Consider the following 18,908-nt stretch of genomic DNA (forward strand, 5'->3'; position numbering starts at 1 on the left):
CGGCCACCCGGCGCGCCTGCACAAGGTCGAAGGCCAGGTCCGCGGGGTCTCCCGCATTGCCGGCGCCACGAGGAAGGCCCGGTGCTGTCGAAGCTCGTGAAGACTTCGACGTCACGGCGGGTGGCCGGTCCTCGTTGTGCTGCGGGCGACAACGGTCCGCGGCCACCGCCGTCCAGGAGCGAGTACGTTGAACATGATCGATGCCGCTTGCGTACAGTCGCAGGACAGCGATTCCTGGGCGGAGGTCCCACGGTGACCATGAGCCGGCACCAACGGACAGGAGGCGCCTTCGGGCACCTGCTGCTCGTCGTCGTGCTCGCACTCGGTGTCCTCCTCATGCACACGCTGGGCCATCCGGACTGCTCTTCGGCATCGGCCGTCGGCTCGCCGTCGCACGCGGCGCCCATGGCGATGGAGACCGCCCCTCGCGCGGACGCGGACGCCCACGCCGGGGCATCGGCGTTCATGGAGCCGGCCCACGGGGACGCCTCCGGACAGTGGGGAACGCCACACACGCCCCTTGTGCCGATGGACATTCTGTCGCTGTGCGTGGCGGTGCTGCTCAGCGCCTGGGTGCTCACCGCGCTGGTGCGCTCCGCGCTGGCCCGCTGCGCCGACCGGACGGCGACCTCGCTTCTCGGCGGACCTGTGGTGGTGCGCCCCAACCCGCCGCCCCGCCCACCTGATCTCGCTCAGCTGTCGGTTCTCCGTCTTTAGGCCGCCGCGCCTGGCGGATTCGCCCTGCGCGAGTCCGCGCGCCCGACGTGCCCCGAACAGACCGAGAACCGAACCATCACGAGGTGAGATCGAACATGACTGCCTTCACGCGCGCCCTGCGCGGGACGTCCGCCCGCCGTATCGCTGCCGCGAGCGTCGTCGCGGCGGGAGCCCTGCTGCTCGCCGCCTGCGGCGACAACAAGGACGACGGTATGAGCGGCGCGGACCACGGCAGCGGCGCCGGCTCGGCGACAGCGACCGCCCAGGCCGGCAACACCGCTTCCGCCGCGGACCACAACGACGCGGACGTCACCTTCTCGCAGATGATGATCCCGCATCACAAGCAGGCGGTGGAGATGGCCGAGCTGGCGGACGGCCGCGCTTCCGACCCCGACCTCAAGAACATCGCAGCGAAGATCAAGAAGGCCCAGGGCCCCGAGATCAACACGATGACCGGCTGGCTGCGCTCCTGGGGCAAGCCCACCGCCTTGGGTGACATGCCCGGAATGCACATGGGCAACGACGGCATGATGTCCGACAAGGACATGAAGGCACTCAAGTCCATGAAGGGCGCCGGGTTCGACAAGATGTTCGCGCAGATGATGATCCAGCACCACAAGGGTGCGATCACCATGGCCAAGGACGAGCAGAAGAAGGGCAGGAACGCCGGCGCCACGAAGATGGCCGGCGCCATCGCCACGAGCCAGTCGGCCGAGGTCAAGCAGCTCCAGAGCATCCTCGACCGGCTCTGAGCCGCGTCACCCGCTGACCGCCCGGGCGGAGAGGCTCTCGCCGCCGCGCCCGGGCGGTCCTGCGCGGGGCCCGGCCGTACTGTGTCGGGACTGGGCGGTCGTGTGCCGGGACTGGGTGGTCGTGTGCCGGGACCGGGTGGTCGTGTGCCGGGACCGGGTGGTCGTGTGCTGGGCCACGCCGGCCGCATCCGGCGTCCGCCGCGGCCGGCGTCCAGCCGGCCACCCAATCCGTGACCGGGCGGGTTCCGAACACCGGTAACAGAGGGCCGCGGCTTCTTGCGTATGATTTGCAGCTGGAGTGCAGACGCATTAAGGCATGGTCACGTCGTGGCGAGGGAAGGCTGCCCATGAGCACAAAGGCCGCTGTCACCCGGTCGAACCGCCGGTTCGACCGAGGCGAGATCCGCCGTCTTGTCGCGATGTACGGCTTCATCGCGGTACTGCACGTCGCGGGCTTCGGCCTGTTCGCGTACTACAACGCCCGCTACCAGGACCTCGCCGACAGCCAGGGCACCCTCCTGTACGCCGGGGCGGCCGGACTGGCGTACACGCTCGGCATGCGGCACGCCTTCGACGCCGACCACATCTCGGCCATCGACGACACCACCCGCTACCTGCTGCAGAAGGGCAGGCGTCCGCTCGGCCTCGGCCTGGCCTTCTCGCTCGGCCACTCCTCCGTCGTCTTCGGCCTGTCCGTCGCCATCGCCTTCGCCGCCCAGGCCGCCAACCGCTTCCAGGCGGGATTCGCCGACATCGGCGGCGTCATCGGCACCCTGGTCTCAGGGGTCTTCCTCTACGCGATCGCCGCGCTCAACCTCAAGGTCCTGGGCGGGATCTTCCGAACCTGGCGTGAGGCGAAGGAAGGCCGCCACCAGCCCGAGGAACTCGAGCAGCTCCTCTCCGACCGCGGTCTGATGAACCGCGTCTTCAGGGGCCGCTACAACAAGTTCATCGAGCACAGCTGGCAGCTGTACTTCGTGGGTCTGCTCTTCGGGCTCGGCTTCGACACGGCGACCCAGGTCGGTGCACTGGGGCTGGCGGCCGGCTCGGCGGCGGACGGTACGCTGCCGCCGCTCGCCATCATCGCGCTGCCGTTGATCTTCGCGGCCGGCATGAGCCTGATGGACACCACCGACGGGGTGTTCATGGCGAAGGCGTACGAGTGGTCCTTCTCCAACCCGGTCCGCAAGATCTACTACAACCTCACCATGACCGGCCTGTCGATCTTCGTGGCGTTCGTGGTCGGTACGGTCGAGCTGGCCACACTGCTCGCCGAACAGCTGGGCGCCGCCGACCGGGCGCCCTGGTCGTGGCTGGCCGGGATCGACCTCAACACCATCGGCGTCGTCATCGTCGTCACCTTCCTGATGACCTGGATCGGTTCCGTCGTGGTCTGGAAACTGCGCCGCTACGACGAGCGGTACCCCTCCCGCGCCGAATCGGCGCCCCTGTCCAGTACGACTTCGTAGCGCGTGATCAGCGCATTCCGCCGGTTCCCCACGGCGGGAAGCCCCGTGGGTCCCGGACCTGCGGGGCTTCGTCGTGTGTGGCGAACGTCCCGGGTGAGGACCTTCGTATGGGTTGTCCACAGGGCCTGACGCGTCTTCGCCGCCGGCTGTACGGTCGGCTCGAGTTGATGTTCGTTCATGCGCGGGGGAGGCGGTCGGGATGACCGGGGTCACGGTGGATGCGGGTGCGGCGGTGGGGGCCGGGCAGAGCGCGGGGAGCGGTGGGCGGGTACCGGTGGTGCCCGGGTTCGCGCGGTGGCCCGTGGACGGTTCGCCGAAGGCGGAGGGCAAGGCGCTGCGGCAGCGCGTCGCACGGTCCGCGCACGCGGGGTTCGAGGCGGACGCCGGCCGTCCCGGCGCGGTGGCGGCCGTCGAGGAGTCCAACCTCGGCCGGATCCCGGAGCTCACCCCGATCCGGGTGGGCCGGATGGCGGCGACGCCGTTCGCGTTCATGCGCGGTTCGGCCGGGCTCATGGCCCACGACCTGGCCCGCACGCCCATGACCGGCGTCCGGGCCCAGATATGCGGAGACGCCCACGCGGCCAACTTCGGCCTGTACGGCGATGCGCGCGGCGGCCTGGTCATCGACCTCAACGACTTCGACGAGACGGCCCCGGGCCCCTGGGAGTGGGACCTCAAGCGGCTCGCCGCCTCGCTCGTCCTCGCGGGCCGGGAGGCGGGCTGTGACGAGGACAGCTGTCGCGATGCCGCCCGGGACGCGGTGGGCGCCTACCGGCGCACCATGCGGCTGCTGGCCGGGCTCCCGGTCCTGGACGCGTGGAACGCCATCGCGGACGAGGAGCTCGTCTCCCACACCGACGCCCACGACCTGCTCGGCACGCTGGAGCGGGTCTCGGAGAAGGCCCGGGCCAACACCAGCGGGCGCTTCGCGGCCAAGTCGACCGAGCCGGGCGAGGAAGGCGGGCGCCGTTTCGTGGACGCGCCGCCGGTGCTGCGGCGGGTGCCGGACGCGGAGGCCGCGGCGGTGGCTGCGTCGCTGGAGCAGTACCTGGCCACGCTCTCGGAGGACCGCCTCCCGCTGCTGGCCCGCCACGCGGTGCACGACGTGGCGTTCCGGGTGGTCGGCACGGGCAGCGTGGGCACCCGGTCGTACGTGGTGCTGCTGCTGGACCACCGCGGCGAACCGCTGGTGCTGCAGGTGAAGGAGGCAAGACCGTCGGCGCTGGTGCCGCACCTGGTGGAGGCCGGTTTCCAGGCGCCCGAGGCGGAGCACGAGGGGCGGCGGGTGGTGCTCGGCCAAAAGCGCATGCAGGTGGTGAGCGACATCCTGCTGGGCTGGACGACGGTCGCCGGACTGCCCTTCCAGGTACGGCAGTTCCGCAACCGCAAGGGCAGCGTCGACCCGGCGGCACTCGCCGCCGACCAGATGGACGACTACGGCCGGATGACCGGCGCCCTGCTCGCCCGTGCCCACGCCCACAGCGCCGACCCCCGGCTGATCGCCGGCTACTGCGGCAAGAACGAGGAACTGGACGAGGCCGTCGCCGCGTTCGCCGTCGCCTATGCCGACCGCACGGAAGCGGACCACGCGGAGCTGGTGGCCGCGGTGCGAGCGGGGCGGATCGCGGCGGAGATGGGGGTGTAGGGAGGTGTGCCGAGCGCCTGGGCGGCTTGCCGGGTGGTGAGTGGGTCCGGCGGGAGTCCTGTGCCGGAGGTCCCGCCGCGGGGGGCGCGGGCCCTGGCGGGTGCGGCGCTAGTCTGGTCGGGTGACGACCCCGGAAGCTGAGCAGGGTGACGTCGCCGGAGCGGCTCCGGCGGCGTCCGAAGGTGCTGCGGCGCGGCCCGAGGAGCGGTTGGAGCGGGCCGTGCGGGCCGCCGAGCAGGCGCTCATCGAGTACGAGATCGCGGTGGAGACCTTCCGGGTGGAGGTCGAGAACTTCTCCCGGCTGCACCACCAGAGGCTCGGCCCGCTCTACGCCCGGCTCGAGGAGCTGGAGGCGCGGATCGCCGAGGTGAGGGCCGCGCGCACCGGCGACCCCGAGGACCTGCGCAAGGCGCAGGAGGCGAGGGCCGGGCTGCTGCCGATTCCCGGTGTCGAGGAGCTGCTGCACGGCTGGATGGACGGGGACGGGCTGTTTCCGGAGGCCGCCGCGATGCTCACGGACCAGCCGGTACGGCCCCCGCAGCGGGTGCGGCCCAGCGAGGAGGCCCGCCGCCTCTACCGCGAGCTGGTCCGCAAGGCCCACCCCGATCTGGCGCAGGAGGACGACGAGCGCAAGCGGCGTGAGGGGTTCATCACCCGGGTCAACGCCGCCTACGCCCGTGGCGACGAGGCCGAGCTGCGTGAGCTCGCCGAGGAGTGGGCCGCCGGCCCGAAGCCCGAGGAGCAGCCCCCGAGCCGCGCCGAGGAGCTCTACGCCCGCCTGGAGTGGCTCACCCGGCGCAAGGAGATGCTCACGCTCGTCGCCAGGGAGCTGGAGGACAGCGCGATCGCCGCGATGCTCCGGCTGGCCCCCGAGGACCCCGACCGCCTTCTCGGCGAGATCGCCGAGCAGCTGCGCAACGAGGTCGCGGAGCGGGAGTCGGAACTGACGGTGCTGCTGGACGAGGAGTGACCTCCTTCACCCGCGCCCACCCGTGCGGCGACTTCTCCGCGAGTTCCTTCGGGTAGCGTCGGACCATGCATTTCGGAGCTGGTGTGCCCACGGTCGAGGTGACGGACCTCAAGGACGGCGACTTCCTGCTGGACGTCCGAGAGGACGACGAGTGGCAGGCCGGTCACGCCCAGGGGGCGCTGCACATTCCCATCAGTGAGTTCGTGGCCCGGTACGGTGAGCTGACCGAGGCGGTTCCCCAGGACGGCCGGATCCATGTGATCTGCCGATCCGGCGGGCGCTCGGCGCAGGTCGCGATGTACCTGGTGCAGCAGGGCATCGACGCGGTGAACGTCGACGGCGGCATGCAGGTGTGGGCGGCCGCGGGCCGGCCCGTCGTGACCGAGGAGGGGCAGCCCGGCCACGTCCTGTGAGGCCGGGGGGCGGCCGCGCTCCCGACCGGACCCCGGGGGTGTGCCCGGGTCAGCCCAGCGGATGCGCCGCCAGCAGGTCTCCCAGTGCCTCCTCGTGCGCTGCCGCCGGGCCGAGCGACAGCTCGAGGTGCTTGGCCCAGGCGTGGTAGCGGTGCAGGGGGTAGTCGGTGTCGGCGCCGAACCCCCCGTGCAGGTGCTGCGCGGTCTGCACGACCCGGCGCACGCCCTCCGCGGCCCAGATCTTGGCCACGGCGACGTCTCCCGTGGCGGGCAGCGCGCCCTGCGCGCCCGAGGCGATCCGCCATGCTGCCTGCCAGAGCGTGGCCTCCATGGCGCGCAGGTCGATGTAACGGTCCGCGGCCTGCACGGCGACGGCCTGGAAGGTCGCGATCGGATACCCGAACTGTTCCCGCTTGCCGGTGTAGTCGCTGGTCATGCGCAGCACCCGCTCGCCGAGCCCGAGTGCCAGCGCACAGGTCCCGGTGGCCAGCAGCGCGCGCAGCCACTCCCAGGCGCCGTCGGCCTCGATCACGTGGTGGGCCGGGATCCGCGCGGATTCCAGCCGCAGCTCGCCGAGTCGTTCGCCGGTGGTGGAGAACTGCTCGGCGAGTACGGCGCCCCCGTGGTCTCGGGGGACAAGCGCGAGCACGCTGCGCTCCGCACGGTCGTCACCGGTGTGCGCGGGGACGAGGACCGCGTCGGCGCCGTGGGCCCACGGCACCGCGGTCTGCACACCGTCCAGCTCCCACATCTCACCGTCCCGCCGTGCGGTGACGGCGAGTTCGGCCGGGTCGTGGCCGGTGCGGCCGTGCGCGGCGACGGTGAGCACCGTCTCGCCCCGGCCGGCCCGGGGGAGCAGGGCGGACGCCAACTCCTCACCGCCGTAGGCCTGTACGGCCGCCGCGGCCGCGGTGTGCTCCAGGAGCGGCACCCGGGCCAGTACCTTCGCCGACTCGCGCAGCACCAGGCACAGCGCGATGGCGTCCAGGCCCGCGCCGCCGAACTCCTCGGCGAGCAGCAGACTCAGCAGGTCCGCCTCGGCGAGGCGGACCCACAGCGCACGGTCGAAGTCGTCGGCGACGGCGCCGGTGGTCAGCGCCGGACTGGGCACGCTGTCCGGTGCGACCCCGGCGAACACCCCCTTCGCCGCCTCGGCCGCTGCCTGCTGCTCCTCGGTGAAGGTGAAGTCCACGGTCCTGCCCTCCCGCGCCTCCGCTGAACTGACGGGGCGTCAAGATAGAACAGGTTCTAGAAGAAGGGAACGGCCCGGACGTCGCTCAGCGGTCGAAGTCCAGCTCCACCTTCTCCGTGGCCGGGTGCGACTGGCACGCCAGCACGTACCCCGCCTCGGTCTCCTCGGGCTCCAGCGCGAAGTTGCGCTCCATCCGCACCTCGCCCGCCACCAGGAAGGCCCGGCACGTTCCGCACACGCCGCCCTTGCAGGCGTAGGGCGCGTCGGGGCGGTTGCGCAGCACCGTCTCCAGCAGCGTCTCCCCCTCCGCGACCGGCCAGGTCCCGCCGCGGCCGTCCAGGCGGACCGTCACCGTGCTGTGCGCGGGGGCCGCGACCACCGTTCCGGAGGCCGTACCGGCGTCGACGTGGAAGATCTCCTCGTGGATCCGGGACCGGGCCACACCCAGTCCCCGCAGGGCCCGCTCGGCCTCCTGCACCAGTCCGTACGGCCCGCACAGGAACCACCCCGCCACCTCCGGCACCGGCAGCAGCGCCGGAAGCAGCCCGGTGAGCCGCTCCTGGTCGAGCCGCCCGGAGGGCAGCCCCGCCTGCTGCTCCTCCCGGGACAGCACCGTCACCAGCTGCAGCCGCTCGGGATAGCGGTCCTTCAGGTCCGCGACCTCCTCCAGGAACATCGTCGAGGCGGCCGTCCGGTCGCTGCGTATCAGACAGAAGCGGGCCGCCGGCTCGCGGGCCAGCAAGGTGGAGGCGATGGACAGCACCGGGGTGATGCCGCTGCCGCCGACGACCGCGGCGTACAGTCCGGGCGCGGGCGGCAGTGTGAAGCGGCCCGCGGGGGTCATCACCTCCAGCTCGTCGCCGACGTTGATCTCCTTCAGCGCGAACGTGGAGAAGGCGCCGCCGTCCACCAGCCGCACCCCGACCCGCAGGGTCCGCGGTCCCTCGCCGTCCGGCTCCGGCGCAGGCGAGCAGATCGAGTACGTCCGCCGGATCTCGGCCCCGTCGGTCACCCGGCGCAGCGCGAGGTGCTGGCCCGGCGCGTGCCGGTACTCCTCGCGCAGCTCGGGCGGCACCGCGAAGGTGAGCGCCACGGAGTCGTCGGTGAGCCGGTCGACCGCAGTCACGGCGAGCGGGTGGAAGCGGGCCATCACACCTCCTTGAAGTGGTCGAACGGTTCGCGGCAGGCCAGGCAGCGCCGCAGCGACTTGCACGCGGTGGAGGAGAACCGGCTGAGCAGCTCGGTGTCGGCCGATCCGCAGTGCGGGCAGTGGACGGGGTCCGGGCCGGCCGTGCCGGACCGCTGCGGCTCCTGGGCGAGTGTGCGGGTGCGGCCCAGCTCCAGCGGGACTGCTCCCGCGGCAGCCCGCGTGCGGGGCGGCGCAATGCCGAACTCCCGCAGCTTGCGCCGCCCTTCGGCCGTAATGTCGTCCGTAGACCATGCGGGGGAGAGCACCGTGCGGACGGTGACCTCCCCTACGCCGTGCTCGCGCAGCACCCGCTCGATGTCCAGGGACATCGCCTCGATCGCCGGGCAGCCGGTGTAGGTCGGGGTCATCTCCACCTCGACCGCGTCCTCGCCGAGCATCCGCACCGCGCGGACCACGCCCAGTTCGTGCAGCGTGAGCACGGGCAGCTCCGGGTCGGGCACCGAGCCCGCGAGCCGCAGCAGCTCCGTCTCCAGAGGGGTCGTGGAGGTCACCATGACGCCCCCGGGTGGCTGCGGTGCAGATGCTGCATCTCGGCGAGCAGCCGGCCGAAGGGTTCGGTGTGCAGGCCCTGCCGGCCCGCGCCCGCCGACCACGCCCCGGACCGGGGACCCTCGGGCAGGGTCAGGGTGGCCCGGCGCAGCACGTCCCCCACGGACTCCAGCCAGGCCGCCTCCATTCCCGGCCGGTCGACGTCCAGGCCGGGCACCGGCTGGAACATCTCCCCGGTGAACCGCCACAGCGCGCCGCAGGCCCGCTGCATCCGCTCGTGGCTGACGTCCGTGCCGTCGCCGAGCCGCAGCGTCCACTGCTCGGCGTGGTCGCGGTGGTAGGCGACCTCCTTGACGGCCTTCCCGGCGAGCGGGGCGAACTCGCTGTCCTGGGCGGCAAGTTCGGCGTACAGCAGGTGCTGGTAGGTGGAGAAGTACAGCTGGCGGGCGATCGTGTGCGCGAAGTCGCCGTTGGGCTGCTCCACGAGCTGGAGGTTGGTGAAGGCGCGCTCCTCGCGCAGATACGCCAGTTCGTCCTCGTCCCCGGCCATCGACAGCAGCACGCGGGCCTGGCCCAGCAGGTCTAGGGCGATGTTGGCGAGGGCGACCTCCTCCTCCAGGACGGGCGCGTGACCCGCCCACTCCCCCAGCCGGTGGGAGAGCACCAGGGCGTCGTCGCCCAGGGCGAGGGCGGCCGTCGTGGCGACAGTGGCGGTCACAGGTGCTTCACCCCCTCCGGGATCTCGTAGAAGGTCGGGTGCCGGTAGGGCTTGTCGGCGGACGGTTCGAAGAACGGGTCCTTCTCGTCCGGTGAGGAGGCCGTGATCGCCGCGGACGGGACGACCCAGATCGAGACGCCCTCGCCGCGCCGGGTGTACAAGTCACGCGCGTTGCGCAGGGCCAGCTCCGCGTCCGGGGCGTGCAGGCTGCCGGCGTGGGTGTGGGACAGGCCGCGCCGGGAGCGCACGAAGACCTCCCACAGTGGCCACTCGGTGTTGGTCATGCCTGCTTCACTCCCGTCCGACCGGTGTGCTTGCCGGTATCAGTGCCGTGGTGGCGGGCCGCGGCCGCATCCCGTACCCAGGCGCCCTCGTCGTGCGCCCGCCGGCGCTGGGCGATGCGCTGTTCGTTGCACGGGCCGTTGCCCTTGAGGACGTCCCAGAACTCCGTCCAGTCGATGGCGCCGAAGTCGTGGTGACCCCGCTCCTCGTTCCACTTCAGGTCCGGGTCGGGGAGGGTGAGGCCAAGGCTCTCGGCCTGGGGGACGCAGATGTCGACGAAGCGCTGGCGCAGCTCGTCGTTCGAATGGCGCTTGATCTTCCAGGCCATCGACTGCTCGGAGTGCTGGGAGGCGTCGTCGGGCGGGCCGAACATCATCAGCGACGGCCACCACCAGCGGTCCACCGCGTCCTGGGCCATCGCGTGCTGCTCGGGGGTGCCGCGGCTGAGCGCCAGCAGCAGCTCGTAGCCCTGCCGCTGGTGGAAGGACTCCTCCTTGCAGATGCGGACCATCGCGCGCGCGTACGGACCGTAGGAGCAGCGGCACAGAGGCACCTGGTTGGTGATCGCGGCGCCGTCCACCAGCCAGCCGATCGCGCCGACGTCCGCCCAGGTCAGCGTCGGGTAGTTGAAGATCGAGGAGTACTTCTGGCGGCCGCTGTGCAGCTTGTCGAGCAGCTCGTCCCGGCTGGTGCCGAGGGTCTCGGCCGCGCTGTAGAGGTACAGGCCGTGGCCCGCCTCGTCCTGGACCTTGGCCATGAGGATGGCCTTGCGGCGCAGGGACGGAGCGCGCGTGATCCAGTTGGCCTCCGGCTGCATGCCGATGATCTCGGAGTGGGCGTGCTGGGCGATCTGCCGGACCAGCGTCGCGCGGTAGGCGTCGGGCATCCAGTCCCGCGGCTCGATGCGCTCGTCGGCGGCCACGGCCGCGTCGAAGGCGCGCTGGTGGGCGTCGCTGCCCGTGGCGCCGTCCGAGGCGCCGTACGCCGGGGTGCCGGCCGTCCGGTGCGCGGCTGCTGTCGCCATGCGGTCCCCCTCGACCTCGACTTCTCCGATTCTCCCGACCGATCGTTCGGTCCGGGCGGATTCAATGGTGCGGTCCGCCGCCGTAGGGTGTCAACCGCTGTGGACAACTGCGGGCGCCCCTGTGGACAACCTGCGGGACGTCTGCCGAGGGCCCGCTCGCGGAGCGCGCGCCGGCTGCCCGGACGCGGCGGTGCGCCGCCGCGGTGCCGTACGGGTGACGGCCGGCCGGGTGGCGCCGCGAGCGGCGCTCGCCGGGGCTGCCGGAGGGAGCCGGAAGGGGCCGGGGGGTGTGCCCGGCGGGCGGGCCTGAGTACCGTTCCGGTGCGGCGCCGGGGAGCGGTGCGCGTGGGGCTGCGCCGCCCTGCGGCCGGGCGGCGGCCGGAAGACGGACCGGAATCGAAAGACGGGGCGGAATGGACGCGCACGACGAGGACTCGAACGCCCCGGACGGGCGGCACGGGCCGGGAGGGACCGGCGGGCCGGGCCTGCCGGGCCTGCCGGACCGGCCCCCGGCTGATCCCGACGACGCCTCGTCCGCCGGACTCGCATCCACATCCACATCCACAACCACGCCCGCATCCGCCTCCGCAGCACCGTCGGCAGTACCTGCCCCTGCCCCTGCCCCTGCCCACGGCCCTACTCCTGGCCCTGGTGCTCCCCCCTGCGCAGCCGGCGCTTCCCATCCTGTGCCCGACGCCGCTCCCGTGCCCGAGCCCGCCTTCCCGCCCGACGCCGCTCCCGGGCCGCGCACCGGGTCGCGGGGTGGGATCGCCGCGCTGTCGCCTCCCTACCAGGTCGGCGCGGCGCTGGCGCTCGCGGTGGTCGCGGTGGCCGCCTGTGTGCACCTCGGCATGGTGTTCCTGCACGTCGCGCCCCCGAACACGGTGACCAGGCAGCACGGCAAGGCCGTCGACGAGTGGGTCTATCCGGAGTTCGAGCAGAACTGGAAGCTGTTCGCGCCGAACCCGTTGCAGCAGGACATAGCGGTCCAGGTGCGCGCCGAGGTCCGTACGACGGGTGGCGAGACCCGCACCACGGGCTGGTACGACCTGTCCGCCCAGGACGGCCGGGCCATCGACGGCAATGTGCTGCCCAGCCACACCCAGCAGAACGAACTGCGCCGGGCCTTCGACTTCTACGGGGCCACGCACGACAGCGACGACCGGCCGATGGGTCTGCGCGGCGCGCTGGCGGAGCAGTATCTGCGCCGCATCGTCGTGCTGCGCCTGGACCGCGACCACGCGGCCGGTGCGGGTGGCGTCGTCGAACGCGTCCAGGTCCGCGGCCGTACCACTGACGTGCCCCCGCCCAAGTGGAGCAAGGAGAAGGTGTCGCAGACGCCCGCGTACCACCTGCTGCCCTGGTGGGTGGTCCCGGCCGCCGAGGCCCGGGGAGGTGTGCGGTGAACCGGCTCGCGCTCTCGGTCTCCCGGGGCATCGGGCGGGTCACCGAAGCGGCCCTCGGCCCGTACCAGACGGCCGTGATACGCATCGGCTTCTCCGCCACCTGGCTGCTCTTCCTGCTGCGCGAGTTCCCCCACCGCCAGGAGCTGTACGGCCCCGACGGCCCGTGGAGCTGGTCCCTCGCCCAGCAGCTGATCTCCGAGAACGGCGCCTTCTCGGCCCTGATGTGGTCCCGGGGCCAGTTCTGGTTCGAGACCGTCTACGCGCTGGCCGTGCTGTCGAGCCTGCTGCTCATGCTGGGCTGGCGCACCCGCACGATGTCCGTGCTGTTCATGCTCGGTGTGCTCTCGCTGCAGAACCGCAGCGTGTTCGTGGGCGACGGCGGCGACAACGTCCTGCATCTGATGGCGCTCTACCTGCTCTTCACCCGCTGTGGTCAGGTCTGGTCGCTGGACGCACGGCGAGCCCGGCGCACGCGGGCGGCACGCGCGCGGGGGGAGCGGACCCCCGACCGGGCCGGTCCCGCTCTGTGGAGCGTGCTCGGGCTGGTCCTGGCCGTGGTGACCGCGGCGGGAAGGACGGAGGGCGAGTGGTTCGTGCCCGCGCTCCTGTGGGCCGTGTGGCTGGGCCAGGCCCTGTGGTGGGTCGTCGGGCGCCGTGGAGGGCGGGCCGAGCCGCGGATCCTGCTCGACGTCGTCGCCGACATCGTGCACAACGGCGCCCTGTTCGTGATCATGGCTGAGGCGTGCCTGATCTACGCGACGGCCGGCTGGTACAAGATCCAGGGTTCGAGGTGGCAGGACGGCACCGCCGTGTACTACCCGCTCCACCTGGACTACTTCTCGCCCTGGCCCGCACTCGCCGACCTGCTGTCCGCCAACGGCACGCTCGTGATGCTCGTGACCTACGGGACGGTGATCGTGCAGGTCGCCTTCCCGTTCACACTGTTCAACCGGCGGGTCAAGAACGTCCTGCTGGCGGCCATGATGACCGAGCACGCCGTGATCGCGGTCGTCCTGGGGCTGCCGTTCTTCTCGCTGGCGATGATCGCGACGGACGCGGTGTTCCTGCCGACGCCGTTCCTGCTCCGGCTGGGCGACCGGGTGGCACGCGCGCGTGCGCGACTGCCGCGGCGCGCCCGTGCGCTGCCCGGTCAGTCGCGCTCGCCGCAGGACAGCGAGCCGGCCCACGTAGGCTTCCCGGTATGAACGACCCCGTACGGACCTGGCGCCGGCTCGCCGGCACCTCCGTGCTGCTCGACGGCTTCCACGCCCTCAAGCACGCGGTGCGCTTCGGGGCCGAGGTGCCGGTGGCGGTCGCCGTCGACCGGCGGGCGGCACTCGCCCTTGCCGGCGAACTGGCCCCCGACGTACGGGAGGCGCTGGACGACCTGCTGGCCGAGGTGCCGCCCGAGACGTACGCCTGCCTCGTGCCGCGGCCACATCCCACCGCAGTGGCCGCCCTGGCCGTTCGGCCCCCGCGGGAGGCGAATCTGCGGGCACTGGCGCAAACGCCCCGCAGCGCGCCGGTCGTGGTGCTGGACCAGCCGCGCAACCTGGGCAACGCGGGGGCGGTGATCCGGCTGGCCGCCGGTTTCGGGGCGACCGGAGTGGTCACCACGGGCACTTTGGACCCCTGGCATCCGACGGTGGTGCGCGGTGGGGCGGGGCTGCACTTCGCGACCGCCGTGGAGCGGCTGACCGTGGAGGAGCTGCCGCGCGGGCCGCTGTTCGCGCTCGACCCGGAGGGCGAGGACATCCGCGGGCTGAGGCTGCCCGACGACGCGGTGCTCGCCTTCGGTTCCGAACGCAGCGGGCTGTCCGACGAACTCCGTGCCCGGGCCGACCACTTGGTGGCCCTGCCGATGCGCCCCCAGGTCTCCAGTTACAACCTCGCCACCAGTGTGGCGATGACGCTGTACCACTGGAGCGCCACCGGGGGCGCACTCTGACGGGCCGTTCCCGCGGCTACGCCTCCCGGCGGATCTCCACCACCCGGAAGCGGTTCGCCACGAACGCCCCGTCGCACAGGGCCGCGTTGGCCGCCGGGTTGCCGCCCGAGCCGTGGAAGTCGGAGAAGGCGGCGGTCTGATTGACGTACACCCCGCCGGTGAGGTTCAGCGACAGCTGGGCGGCCTCCTCCAGGCACACCTCCCGCACCGACTGCTCGACCTCCTCGTCGATGGTGTAGGCACCCACCGTCATCGCGCCCTTCTCGCGGATCGTACGGCGCAGGAGCTCCACCGCGTCGGCGGCCGAGTCGACGGCGACGGCGAAGGAGACGGGGCCGAAGCACTCGCTCATGTAGGCGGCCTCGGCGTCCGGCTTGGCACCGTCCAGCTTCACGATCACCGGCGTACGGACGACCGCGCCCGGGAAGTCCGGGTTGGCCACCTCGCGGGAGGCGAGGGCGACCTCCCCGAGAGCCGACGCGGCCTCCAGGCGGGCCTTGACGTCCGGGTTGACGATCGCGCCGAGCAGAGCGTTCGCCCGGGCGTCGTCGCCGAGCAGGGCGTCCACCGACTTGGCGAGATCCGCGGCCACTTCGTCGAAGGACTTGGGGCCCTCGTCGGTGCGGATTCCGTCGCGCGGGATCAGCAGGTTCTGCGGGGTGGTGCACATCTGGCCGCTGTACAGGGACAGCGAGAAGGCCAGGTTGGACAGCATCCCCTTGTAGTTGTCGGTCGACTCCACGACGACCGAGTTGACGCCGGCCTTCTCGGTGTAGACCTGCGCCTGGCGGGCGTTGGCCTCCAGCCAGTCACCGAAGGACGTCGAGCCGGTGTAGTCGATGATGCGGATCTCGGGGCGGGTGGCCAGGGTCTTGGCGATGCCCTCGCCGAGTGGGGTCTCCCCTGCCCGAGCGGAGCCGGGAGCCTGGGGACGTTCGGCGGCCAGCGCCACCAGGTTCGGGTCGAAGCCGGTCTCGGTGAGCACCTCGCGGGCGGTCTGCACCGTGAGGGCGAGCGGCAGCACCGCGCGCGGATGGGGCTTGACCAGGACCGCGTTGCCGGTGGCGAGGGAGGCGAACAGGCCCGGGTAGCCGTTCCACGTCGGGAAGGTGTTGCAGCCGATGAGCAGCGCGACACCGCGCGGGACCGGCGTGAAGTCCTTGGTGAGGGCGAGCGGGTCGCGCTTGCCCTGCGGCTTGGTCCACTCGGCGGTGGCGGGGGTGCGGACCTGCTCCATGTACGCGTAGGCCACCGCCTCCAGACCTCGGTCCTGGGCGTGGGGGCCGCCCGCCTGGAACGCCATCATGAAGGCCTGGCCGGAGGTGTGCATGACCGCGTGCGCGAACTCGTGCGTCCGGTCGCTGATCCGCTTCAGGATCTCCAGGCACACCACGGCGCGCGCCTCCGCGCCCGCGTCCCGCCACGCGCGCTGGCCGGCCTTCATGGCGGGCAGCAGCACGTCGACGTCCGCGTGCGGGTAGGTCACGCCCAGTTCGATGCCGTACGGCGAGACCTCGCCGCCGACCCAGCCGTCCGTGCCGGGCTGGCCGAGGTCGATGCGGGTGCCCAGGAGGGCGTCGAAGGCGGCCTTGCCCGCGGCCGCGTCCAGGCTGCCGTGCTCCCCGTAGGCCTTGGGGTGCTCGGGGTGGGGCGACCAGTACGCGCGTGTGCGGATCGCCTCCAGCGCCTGGTCCAGGGTGGGCCGGTGCCTGGCGATCAGCTCGTGCGCGGTCAGTTCGGCGGGCATGCGGGACCAACTCCTCGTCTCAAGAGCTCCTCGTCGAGCTCATGACCTGGGCAGAGCCATGGTCGTGACCATGGGCAGGAACAGGCGGACAGGGTTAGAGTAACCGAACGATCGGTCGGGACAAGGGGGTCCGCCGCGTCTGTGGAAAACGCCGTGCGGGAGGATCGCGCTCATGACAGCACTGGACCTCAGCAGCCCCGTGGCCGTCGTCGGCACCGGCACCATGGGCCAGGGCATAGCCCAGGTCGCGCTGGTCGCGGGCCATCCCGTACGCCTGTACGACACCGTGCCCGGGCGGGCGCGGGAGGCGGCCGCCGCGATCGGCGCCCGGCTCGACCGGCTGGTGGCGAAGGACCGGCTCACCGGCGCCGACCGGGACGCGGCGCGCGCCCGGCTGAATCCCGCCACACGTCTCGCCGAGCTCGCGGACTGCTCCCTGGTCGTCGAGGCCGTCCTGGAGCGGCTGGACGCCAAGCAGGAGCTGCTGAGGGAGCTCGAGGGCATCGTCGGCGAGGACTGCCTGCTCGCCACCAACACCTCCTCCCTTTCGGTGACCGCCATCGGCGGTGCGCTGCGCAACCCGGGCCGCTTCGTGGGCCTGCACTTCTTCAACCCGGCCCCGCTGATGCCGCTGGTGGAGGTCGTCTCCGGCTTCGCCACCGACGTCACGTCGGCCACGCGCGCGTACGAGACGGCCCGCGCCTGGGGCAAGACGCCGGTCGCCTGCGCGGACACTCCCGGCTTCATCGTCAACCGCATCGCTCGCCCCTTCTACGCCGAGGCCTTCGCCGTCTACGAGGCCCAGGCCGCCGACCCCACCACCATCGACGCCGTCCTGCGCGAGTGCGGCGGGTTCAGGATGGGCGCCTTCGAGCTGACCGACCTGATCGGCCAGGACGTCAACGAGTCCGTCACGCACTCCGTGTGGCAGTCCTTCTTCCAGGACGTCCGCTTCACGCCCTCGCTCGCCCAGCGGCGCCTGGTCGAGTCCGGCCGGCTCGGCCGCAAGAGCGGGCACGGGTGGTACGACTACGGCGACGCCGCCGAGCGCCCCGAGCCGCACACCGCGGAGCGGTGCCAGGCGCCCGCGTACGTCGTCACCGAGGGCGACCTGGGCCCGGCGTCCGAGCTGCCGGCACTGATCCGCGAGGCGGGCATCCCCGTGCGCGAGGAGGACGAGGACCAGGGCGACCGGCTGGTGCTGCCCAGCGGCGGCCATCTGGTCCTCGCCGACGGGCAGACCTCGGTGGAGTTCCGGGACGTCGTCTACTTCGACCTGGCGCTCGACTACCGCCGCGCCACCCGGGTCGCCCTGTCCGCCTCCCAGGACACCTCCCAGCAGACCCTCGCGGAGGCCGTCGGCCTCTTCCAGGCGCTCGGCAAGGACGTCAGCGTCATCGGTGACGTCCCCGGCATGATCGTCGCCCGGACGGTCGCCCGGATCGTGGACCTGGCGCTCGACGCCGTCGCCAAGGGCGTGGCCACCGAGGAGGACATCGACACCGCGATGCGCCTGGGCGTCAACTACCCCCTCGGACCCTTCGAATGGGGCCGCCGGCTCGGCCGGACCTGGGCCTACGGCCTCCTGGACGACCTGCACCTGCGCGACCCGTCCGGACGCTACGCCCCGTCGCTCGCGCTGTACCGCCACGCGTACGCCTCCGAGAAGCGGGAGGGCACCTCATGACCACCGCCAAACGCGACACGTACACCCCCGAGACGCTGCTGTCCGTGGCCGTGCAGGTCTTCAACGAGCGCGGCTACGACGGCACTTCCATGGAGCATCTGTCCAGGGCGGCCGGCATCTCCAAGTCGTCGATCTACCACCACGTGGCCGGCAAGGAGGAGCTGCTGCGCCGGGCGGTCAGCCGGGCACTGGACGGGCTCTTCGCGATCCTCGCCGAGGAACCCGCGCGCGTGGGGCTCGCCGCCGAGCGGCTGGAGTACGTCGTGCGCCGCATGGTCGAGGTGCTCATCGACGAACTGCCCTACGTGACGCTGCTGCTGCGGGTGCGCGGCAACACCGCGACCGAGCGGTGGGCGCTGGAGCGGCGCCGTGAGTTCGACCACCGGGTGGCCGAGCTGCTCAAGGCGGCGGCCGCGGACGGGGACGTACGCGGTGACGTGGAGGTGCGCCTGGCCACCCGGCTCGTCTTCGGGATGATCAACTCGATCGTTGAGTGGTACCGGCCCGACGGGCGCGGTTCGGGCCAGCGCGAAGTGGCCGACGCGGTGGCGCGGCTGGTCTTCGGCGGGCTGCGCAAGGACGGCTGAGACCCGTGCGGGTCACCCCTGCGGCTCCAGGTCCTCCTCCTCGAAAACCAGCAGCGTACGGGTGCTGAGCACTTCGGGGATCGCCTGGAGCCGGGTCAGCACCACCTCGCGCAGCGCCCGGTTGTCCGGGGTGTGCACCAGGAGCAGCACGTCGAAGTCGCCGCCCACCAGCGCGATGTGGGATGCGCCGGGGAGCTGCCTGAGCTGTTCGCGCACCGTGCGCCATGAGTTCTGCACGATCTTCAGCGTGATGTACGCCGACGTGCCCTGCCCCGCGCGTTCGTGGTCGACCCGGGCCCCGAAGCCCCGGATGACGCCGTCCTCGATCAGACGGTTGATACGGGCGTAGGCGTTGGCGCGCGAGACGTGGACCCGTTCGGCGACCGACCGTATCGAGGCGCGGCCGTCCGTCTGGAGCATTTGCAGGATGTCCTGATCAATGGCGTCCAGCGGGCGCGGCGGCAGGACCGCGCCGTCCGGGCTCTCGGCCATTTGTTCAGGTGCCATGTCCCCCCGCCTCTCCGCCATGGACGTACTGCGTCCATCCCATGCTGTGGAGAACCGTTTGTCCACAGCCTGGGGCTGCCTGTAGCCAAAATGTGCCGGCGACCGAACAATCGGTAGGTGAGGCGGGTCACAGCCGACGCGCCTC

Annotated in this window: 19 protein-coding genes; 11 read left to right on the forward strand and 8 right to left on the reverse strand. The window is 72.1% G+C overall.

Going from position 1 to position 18,908, the window contains the following annotated elements:
• Positions 1-258: 258 nt before the first annotated feature.
• The 6 genes from ACH4UM_RS15415 to ACH4UM_RS15440 all read left to right on the forward strand — a co-directional run bounded on the left by ACH4UM_RS15415 (position 259) and on the right by ACH4UM_RS15440 (position 5,966).
• Complete coding sequence (locus tag ACH4UM_RS15415) at positions 259-717, forward strand: DUF6153 family protein (RefSeq protein WP_398178314.1); 459 nt, start codon at positions 259-261, stop codon at positions 715-717.
• 95 nt (positions 718-812) lie between these two features.
• The gene (locus ACH4UM_RS15420) at positions 813-1,469 is read left to right on the forward strand and encodes a DUF305 domain-containing protein (RefSeq protein WP_398178317.1); all 657 of its coding nucleotides are present in this window, start codon (positions 813-815) and stop codon (positions 1,467-1,469) included.
• A gap of 347 nt (positions 1,470-1,816) precedes the next feature.
• Positions 1,817-2,938: a HoxN/HupN/NixA family nickel/cobalt transporter gene (locus ACH4UM_RS15425; protein ID WP_398178319.1), complete on the forward strand. Its 1,122-nt coding sequence runs from the start codon at positions 1,817-1,819 to the stop codon at positions 2,936-2,938.
• A 199-nt stretch (positions 2,939-3,137) separates the two neighbouring features.
• On the forward strand, positions 3,138-4,583 hold the full coding sequence (locus tag ACH4UM_RS15430) for a DUF2252 domain-containing protein (RefSeq protein WP_398178322.1): 1,446 nt from the start codon (positions 3,138-3,140) through the stop codon (positions 4,581-4,583).
• A gap of 121 nt (positions 4,584-4,704) precedes the next feature.
• Complete coding sequence (locus tag ACH4UM_RS15435; RefSeq protein WP_398178324.1) at positions 4,705-5,553, forward strand: hypothetical protein; 849 nt, start codon at positions 4,705-4,707, stop codon at positions 5,551-5,553.
• Between the two features lie 83 nt (positions 5,554-5,636).
• Positions 5,637-5,966, forward strand: a complete 330-nt coding sequence (locus ACH4UM_RS15440; RefSeq protein ID WP_398178664.1) for a rhodanese-like domain-containing protein — start codon at positions 5,637-5,639, stop codon at positions 5,964-5,966.
• A gap of 49 nt (positions 5,967-6,015) precedes the next feature.
• On the opposite strand, the gene ACH4UM_RS15445 is transcribed toward ACH4UM_RS15440, so the two are convergent.
• From ACH4UM_RS15445 to paaA, 6 genes are all read right to left on the reverse strand, one after another.
• Positions 6,016-7,158 carry an acyl-CoA dehydrogenase family protein gene (locus ACH4UM_RS15445; protein ID WP_398178327.1) on the reverse strand — a complete coding sequence of 381 codons (1,143 nt, stop codon included), beginning with the start codon at positions 7,156-7,158 and terminating at the stop codon, positions 6,016-6,018.
• Positions 7,159-7,243: 85 nt separating this feature from the next.
• Complete coding sequence (locus ACH4UM_RS15450; protein ID WP_398178330.1) at positions 7,244-8,308, reverse strand: 2Fe-2S iron-sulfur cluster-binding protein; 1,065 nt, start codon at positions 8,306-8,308, stop codon at positions 7,244-7,246.
• Positions 8,308-8,862 carry a 1,2-phenylacetyl-CoA epoxidase subunit PaaD gene (gene paaD / locus ACH4UM_RS15455; protein ID WP_398178332.1) on the reverse strand — a complete coding sequence of 185 codons (555 nt, stop codon included), beginning with the start codon at positions 8,860-8,862 and terminating at the stop codon, positions 8,308-8,310. Before paaD ends, ACH4UM_RS15450 begins: the two co-directional genes overlap by 1 nt.
• The gene (gene paaC, locus ACH4UM_RS15460; protein WP_398178335.1) at positions 8,856-9,575 is read right to left on the reverse strand and encodes a 1,2-phenylacetyl-CoA epoxidase subunit PaaC; all 720 of its coding nucleotides are present in this window, start codon (positions 9,573-9,575) and stop codon (positions 8,856-8,858) included. The genes paaD and paaC overlap by 7 nt, the downstream gene beginning before the upstream one ends.
• Positions 9,572-9,859 carry a 1,2-phenylacetyl-CoA epoxidase subunit PaaB gene (gene paaB / locus ACH4UM_RS15465; RefSeq protein ID WP_398178338.1) on the reverse strand — a complete coding sequence of 96 codons (288 nt, stop codon included), beginning with the start codon at positions 9,857-9,859 and terminating at the stop codon, positions 9,572-9,574. The genes paaC and paaB overlap by 4 nt, the downstream gene beginning before the upstream one ends.
• Positions 9,856-10,881 carry a 1,2-phenylacetyl-CoA epoxidase subunit PaaA gene (paaA, locus tag ACH4UM_RS15470; RefSeq protein WP_398178341.1) on the reverse strand — a complete coding sequence of 342 codons (1,026 nt, stop codon included), beginning with the start codon at positions 10,879-10,881 and terminating at the stop codon, positions 9,856-9,858. The genes paaB and paaA overlap by 4 nt, the downstream gene beginning before the upstream one ends.
• Before the next feature lie 413 nt (positions 10,882-11,294).
• On the opposite strand from paaA, the gene ACH4UM_RS15475 reads away from it, so the two are divergent.
• From ACH4UM_RS15475 to ACH4UM_RS15485, 3 genes are read left to right on the forward strand one after another with little or no spacing between them, the layout of a single operon-like run.
• Positions 11,295-12,287 carry a DUF5819 family protein gene (locus ACH4UM_RS15475; RefSeq protein WP_398178344.1) on the forward strand — a complete coding sequence of 331 codons (993 nt, stop codon included), beginning with the start codon at positions 11,295-11,297 and terminating at the stop codon, positions 12,285-12,287.
• Positions 12,284-13,492 (forward strand): HTTM domain-containing protein, encoded by a 1,209-nt coding sequence (locus tag ACH4UM_RS15480; protein WP_398178347.1) that lies wholly within the window; start codon positions 12,284-12,286, stop codon positions 13,490-13,492. Before ACH4UM_RS15475 ends, ACH4UM_RS15480 begins: the two co-directional genes overlap by 4 nt.
• Complete coding sequence (locus tag ACH4UM_RS15485) at positions 13,489-14,235, forward strand: TrmH family RNA methyltransferase (protein WP_398178350.1); 747 nt, start codon at positions 13,489-13,491, stop codon at positions 14,233-14,235. The genes ACH4UM_RS15480 and ACH4UM_RS15485 overlap by 4 nt, the downstream gene beginning before the upstream one ends.
• A gap of 16 nt (positions 14,236-14,251) precedes the next feature.
• Here the strand turns inward: ACH4UM_RS15485 and paaN are convergent, their stop codons facing one another.
• A complete protein-coding gene (paaN, locus tag ACH4UM_RS15490) occupies positions 14,252-15,982 on the reverse strand; it encodes a phenylacetic acid degradation protein PaaN (protein ID WP_398178353.1) in 1,731 nt (576 codons plus the stop codon).
• Positions 15,983-16,154: 172 nt separating this feature from the next.
• Between paaN and ACH4UM_RS15495 the strand changes: the two genes are divergently transcribed.
• Entirely contained in the window at positions 16,155-17,669 is a 1,515-nt protein-coding gene (locus ACH4UM_RS15495; RefSeq protein WP_398178356.1) for a 3-hydroxyacyl-CoA dehydrogenase, read from the forward strand.
• The gene (locus ACH4UM_RS15500) at positions 17,666-18,256 is read left to right on the forward strand and encodes a TetR/AcrR family transcriptional regulator (RefSeq protein ID WP_398178359.1); all 591 of its coding nucleotides are present in this window, start codon (positions 17,666-17,668) and stop codon (positions 18,254-18,256) included. The genes ACH4UM_RS15495 and ACH4UM_RS15500 overlap by 4 nt, the downstream gene beginning before the upstream one ends.
• A gap of 12 nt (positions 18,257-18,268) precedes the next feature.
• On the opposite strand, the gene ACH4UM_RS15505 is transcribed toward ACH4UM_RS15500, so the two are convergent.
• A complete protein-coding gene (locus tag ACH4UM_RS15505) occupies positions 18,269-18,748 on the reverse strand; it encodes an Lrp/AsnC family transcriptional regulator (protein ID WP_398178667.1) in 480 nt (159 codons plus the stop codon).
• Positions 18,749-18,908: the final 160 nt, after the last annotated feature.

The sequence above is a fragment of the Streptomyces sp. NPDC020801 genome (assembly GCF_044334385.1).
In the GTDB taxonomy this organism is placed as follows: Bacteria; Actinomycetota; Actinomycetes; order Streptomycetales; family Streptomycetaceae; genus Streptomyces.

Excerpts from the sequence above, each read along its gene's own strand:
- ACH4UM_RS15430 (WP_398178322.1), top strand. The coding sequence starts at position 3,138 with ATGACCGGGGTCACGGTGGATGCGGGTGCGGCGGTGGGGGCCGGGCAG.
- paaN (WP_398178353.1), bottom strand. The coding sequence starts at position 15,982 with ATGCCCGCCGAACTGACCGCGCACGAGCTGATCGCCAGGCACCGGCCC.
- ACH4UM_RS15425 (WP_398178319.1), top strand. The coding sequence starts at position 1,817 with ATGAGCACAAAGGCCGCTGTCACCCGGTCGAACCGCCGGTTCGACCGA.
- ACH4UM_RS15500 (WP_398178359.1), top strand. The coding sequence starts at position 17,666 with ATGACCACCGCCAAACGCGACACGTACACCCCCGAGACGCTGCTGTCC.
- ACH4UM_RS15415 (WP_398178314.1), top strand. The coding sequence starts at position 259 with ATGAGCCGGCACCAACGGACAGGAGGCGCCTTCGGGCACCTGCTGCTC.
- ACH4UM_RS15505 (WP_398178667.1), bottom strand. The coding sequence starts at position 18,748 with ATGGCCGAGAGCCCGGACGGCGCGGTCCTGCCGCCGCGCCCGCTGGAC.
- ACH4UM_RS15450 (WP_398178330.1), bottom strand. The coding sequence starts at position 8,308 with ATGGCCCGCTTCCACCCGCTCGCCGTGACTGCGGTCGACCGGCTCACC.
- paaA (WP_398178341.1), bottom strand. The coding sequence starts at position 10,881 with ATGGCGACAGCAGCCGCGCACCGGACGGCCGGCACCCCGGCGTACGGC.
- ACH4UM_RS15485 (WP_398178350.1), top strand. The coding sequence starts at position 13,489 with ATGAACGACCCCGTACGGACCTGGCGCCGGCTCGCCGGCACCTCCGTG.
- ACH4UM_RS15420 (WP_398178317.1), top strand. The coding sequence starts at position 813 with ATGACTGCCTTCACGCGCGCCCTGCGCGGGACGTCCGCCCGCCGTATC.
- ACH4UM_RS15495 (WP_398178356.1), top strand. The coding sequence starts at position 16,155 with ATGACAGCACTGGACCTCAGCAGCCCCGTGGCCGTCGTCGGCACCGGC.
- paaB (WP_398178338.1), bottom strand. The coding sequence starts at position 9,859 with ATGACCAACACCGAGTGGCCACTGTGGGAGGTCTTCGTGCGCTCCCGG.
- ACH4UM_RS15475 (WP_398178344.1), top strand. The coding sequence starts at position 11,295 with ATGGACGCGCACGACGAGGACTCGAACGCCCCGGACGGGCGGCACGGG.
- paaD (WP_398178332.1), bottom strand. The coding sequence starts at position 8,862 with ATGGTGACCTCCACGACCCCTCTGGAGACGGAGCTGCTGCGGCTCGCG.